Source organism: Phenylobacterium sp., assembly GCF_020402505.1.
In the GTDB taxonomy this organism is placed as follows: domain Bacteria; phylum Pseudomonadota; class Alphaproteobacteria; order Caulobacterales; family Caulobacteraceae; genus Phenylobacterium.
Window position 1 is genome coordinate 1 of sequence record NZ_JADBZL010000130.1, and the last position, 3,542, is coordinate 3,542.

Below are 3,542 nucleotides of genomic sequence, written 5' to 3' on the forward strand. Positions count from 1 at the left end.
CCTGATTCGCTTCTCGACAGAGCCCAGCAGCTTCACCCTGCCAGAGGGTTAATTTAGGAAAGGTTAACGTCGGTAACCTTGATGGCGAAATCGTTAACCCGCTTTGCGAATCACCGGCAAGCCTCCTCGGACCTGGGTGCGCCGGGCCGTGTTGAATCTTTTGTGATTGGACATTTGGGTCGAACGACTGTCGCCGCCACGACTGGCGCAGACAGCACGAAGCCCCATATCCTCAGGGGCCGGCGCTAGGGTCGGCAAATGGGAGAGTCTCTTATGTCCTTGGATCTGGATGTTGATCCCGGTCCTGCGGTCCTGGCTGAGGCTGGGGCTGGCCTGTCCGTCGCAGACGGCTGCAGGGACCAGGACCTGTCCGCGCCCCTGGAGGCGCTTCCGCCGCAGCCCTTCAGCCTGACCGATGAGGTGCGGCTACGGCCGGGTCGCAGCCTTGGCGCCGCTTTACTCGGCGGGGTGGCGCTAGGGTTCCTGATGGGTCGTACGCTTGGGCATCCGAAGCCACCGACCCAGCGAGTCTGACCCCGGCTTCACAACGGCCTCTTCATGACCGATTAAGCCTGTGGGAAACATGCTCAGAGCTTGAGTCGCCTGCGGGAGGCCGCGTCTTGCAGAACCTGGTCGAGGCCGTCGAGAAGCTGGACCCGCTGGTGGTGACGGGACGTGTCGCTGCCGTGTCGGGTCTTCTGATTGAAGCCCGGGGCGGAATGACCCGGCTGGCGGTGGGCGCCCGAGCCGAGATTCAGCGGAGAGGCGCCCCACCCTTGCCGGCGGAGGTGGTGGGCTTCCGGGACTCCCGGGCGCTGCTGATGCCCTTCGGGCCTGTGGAGGGCGTCGCCCCCGGGGCCACCATCCACATTGAGCCCGAGGGATCCAACGTCCGGCCTACGACGGCTTGGCTCGGTCGCATCGTCAACGCTTTCGGGGAGCCGATCGACGGCAAGGGCCCGCTTCCCGAGGGGCTCGCCGTCTACCCCCTTCGCGCCGCACCTCCGCCTGCCCACGCGCGAGACCGTGTCGGGGCCCGGCTCGATCTCGGCGTCCGGTCCATGAACGTCTTCACCACCTGCTGCCGGGGGCAGCGCCTTGGGGTCTTTGCAGGCTCCGGCGTAGGCAAGTCCGTGCTTCTCTCCATGCTGGCGCGGCAGGCGGAGTGTGACGCCGTCGTGGTCGGCCTGATCGGCGAGCGGGGTCGTGAAGTCCGGGAGTTCATCGAGGAAACCCTGGGCGAGGAAGGTCTGAAGCGCGCCGTAGTCGTGGTCGCCACCTCCGACGAACCTGCGCTGAAGCGTCGTCAGGCCGCCTACATGACGCTGGCCATCGCCGAGTACATGCGCGACCAGGGCCTTGAGGTCCTCTGCCTGATGGACTCCGTCACGCGCTTCGCCATGGCCCAACGAGAGATCGGCCTGGCGGCGGGCGAACCGCCGACCACCAAGGGATACACTCCGACGGTCTTCACGGAACTGCCCAAGCTCCTGGAGCGGGCTGGCCCGGGGCCGATCCGCCCCGACGGCTCAAGGGGAGGGCCCATCACGGGCCTGTTCACCGTCCTCGTGGATGGGGACGACCACAACGAGCCCATCGCAGACGCCGTGCGGGGTATTCTCGATGGGCATATCGTCATGGAGCGGGCCATCGCCGAGCGGGGCAGGTTCCCGGCCATCAACGTCCTGAAGTCCATCAGCCGCACCATGCCCGGCTGCCAGGACGCCCGCGAACGGGAAATCGTCCGGGACGCGCGGCAGGTCCTCTCGGCCTACACCAACATGGAGGAACTGATCCGGATCGGCGCCTACCGTACCGGATCTGACCCGCTTGTTGACCGTTCGATCGCCCTGAATCCCGCGGTGGAAGCCTTCCTCGGCCAGGATAAGGATGAGGTCAGCAGCCTTTCTGACTCCTTCACCCGCCTCGAACAGATTCTCGCAGGCGGCGCGCCGTGAGCTGGGAGCAGAGCCTTATCCGGATTGCAGAGTATGAGGTTGAGACCCGGCAGAAGCGGCTGGCCGAGGTGGTCGCCCGTCGGGAGGCCGCAGAGCTGAGTTTGTTGATGCTTGATGCTGAGATTGAGGCGGAGGTCGCCTTCATCCGCACTGAACCGCTCGCCGCCTTCCACCAGTCAGGCTACATGTCGGGCTGCAAGGAACGGCGGATCCGGATCCTGACCGAGATTGATCTTATCACGGCGGAGGAGTCCGGAGCCCGCGACGCCCTCGCCGAGGCCTTCGAGTCCCAGAAGAAGTACGAGCACGTAGCGGCGGGCATGGCCCGTCGCAAGGCGCAGGACGCTGCGCGTCGGGAAGCCGCCGAGCTCGACGAGTTGGGCGTACGCCAGGCGAGCCGGCCCCGGGCCGGCGGTTTCTGAGGATCAGTCGCCGGACGGTGCGTTCAGGTCAGGATCGTTCGCCCGACGTAGAGCATGGATGTCGTCGCTAAGGCGGAAAAGGGCGACATAAAGTTCACAGAAGGCGCGCCAGAGCAGGGCCAGCACCCCGATCACCAGCACCCCGCCGATCAGGATGCCGATCCCCAGCAGGAACCCGAAGGGCGACTGCTCGCGGATCGCCACGCCGACCGCTGTCCCGATGAAACCGAAGCCGACCAGCGCGGTGATCCCAAGGCCAGACCAGTAGATGAGATGGATCACCTGCCGGGTCATGAGGGTCTCGAAGGACATGAGATCCCAGATCATGTCTGGCGTGAACTTCGCCGGCCGGCGGTTCGGTTTCAGATCAAACATCAGCTTTCCATTTGCTGGACGTGGCCGGCGCGAGAGTGACCCTCGCTAGCAGTCCCTCGGACGACCTGCAACACAGCCGGGGGATTCCGGAGGTCTCCCATCAGATGACGCCGACCGTCTTCAGGCGAGCCCGGGGGTGGACCTCGTTCTGGCTCATGACCGGTGTCTGTCCGCGGAAACGCTCGATGAGAGACCGGACGTAAGGGCGGATGCCGGGGCTGGTGAGCAGAACCGGGGACTCTCCGTTCTGGGCGGCGCGCTCGAACGCCTCGCCCACGGCGCGGATGAATTCCTGAAGCCGCGAAGGGGCCATGGTGAGCTGCCGGTCTTCGCCGCTCGCCACCAGCGACTCGGCGAAGGCCGTCTCCCATTCCGGCGAGAGGGTTATGATCGGCAAGGCGCCGTCCTCGCCACGATGGGCGAAGCACAGTTGGCGCGACAGCCGGGTCCTGACCTGCTCGACAAGGTTGGTCAGAGAGCCGCTGTGCGGGGCGGCCTCGCTCAGCCCCTCCAGGATAGAGGGGAGGTCTCGGATCGACACCCGCTCGCGCAGCAGAGCCTGCAGCACCCGCTGGATGGTGGTCACCGACACGACGGAGGGAATGATGTCGTCCACCAGCTTCTTCTGCTCGGCCGGCAGGTCCAGAAGCAGCTTCTGGACCTCCGCATAGGAGAGCAGGTCCGGCATGTTGTCCTTGAGGATCTCTGTCAGGTGGGTGGTGAGGACCGTGGAGGGATCGACAACCGTGTAGCCGCGGAAGGTCGCCTCTTCCCGCAGCCCTTCCTC

The 3,542-nt window shown here is 65.8% G+C and carries 5 protein-coding genes; 3 read left to right on the forward strand and 2 right to left on the reverse strand.

The genetic code is table 11. The features are described from left to right. Positions 1-273 precede the first annotated feature (273 nt). The 3 genes from IM632_RS09630 (at position 274) to IM632_RS09640 (ending at position 2,380) form a co-directional block, all read left to right on the forward strand. On the forward strand, positions 274-534 hold the full coding sequence (locus IM632_RS09630) for a hypothetical protein (protein WP_296480133.1): 261 nt from the start codon (positions 274-276) through the stop codon (positions 532-534). 86 nt (positions 535-620) lie between these two features. Next, complete coding sequence (fliI, locus tag IM632_RS09635) at positions 621-1,958, forward strand: flagellar protein export ATPase FliI (RefSeq protein WP_293532314.1); 1,338 nt, start codon at positions 621-623, stop codon at positions 1,956-1,958. After that, on the forward strand, positions 1,955-2,380 hold the full coding sequence (locus tag IM632_RS09640; RefSeq protein ID WP_296480132.1) for a flagellar export protein FliJ: 426 nt from the start codon (positions 1,955-1,957) through the stop codon (positions 2,378-2,380). The genes fliI and IM632_RS09640 overlap by 4 nt, the downstream gene beginning before the upstream one ends. 3 nt (positions 2,381-2,383) lie before the next feature. On the opposite strand, the gene IM632_RS09645 is transcribed toward IM632_RS09640, so the two are convergent. Both IM632_RS09645 and IM632_RS09650 read right to left on the reverse strand, forming a co-directional pair. Further along, a complete protein-coding gene (locus IM632_RS09645; RefSeq protein ID WP_293516180.1) occupies positions 2,384-2,755 on the reverse strand; it encodes a DUF4282 domain-containing protein in 372 nt (123 codons plus the stop codon). Positions 2,756-2,855: 100 nt separating this feature from the next. Next, on the reverse strand, positions 2,856-3,542 hold a 687-nt coding region (locus IM632_RS09650; protein ID WP_296552273.1), incomplete at its 5' end, for an FHIPEP family type III secretion protein.